This window comes from Pseudoalteromonas sp. GW168-MNA-CIBAN-0100, from assembly GCF_040309225.1.
Taxonomy (GTDB): domain Bacteria; phylum Pseudomonadota; class Gammaproteobacteria; order Enterobacterales; family Alteromonadaceae; genus Pseudoalteromonas; species Pseudoalteromonas arctica.
The window spans coordinates 1-248 of sequence record NZ_JBEOOL010000902.1; the positions used below are offsets into that span (position 1 = coordinate 1).

At 44.4% G+C, this 248-nt stretch carries 1 protein-coding gene; it reads left to right on the forward strand.

Annotated features, from left to right (window positions below; translation table 11 throughout):
* Nucleotides 1–248: LysR substrate-binding domain-containing protein (locus tag AAEY62_RS23930; protein ID WP_350636960.1), on the forward strand; the 248-nt coding region annotated here is incomplete at both ends.

Here is a 248-nt window from a genome sequence, read left to right on the forward strand (position 1 = left end):
ATGTAGAGCTGCCATTAGAAATTGGCAACCGCTCTGCAGTGTTAGCGCGTTTTGAGCGTGGAGAAGACGACATTTATGTGTTTAGCCACCCACCATCACTTGAACATGCCCAAGCTGCGCGTTTTTTACATAACCCCTTAGTTTTTATTGTGCCGCTTGATCATCCGCTTGCCGATGTAAAAGCATTAACATTAGCTGATTTAATGCCATATCGATTTTTATTAAGAGAGCCAGGCTCTGCTACGCGT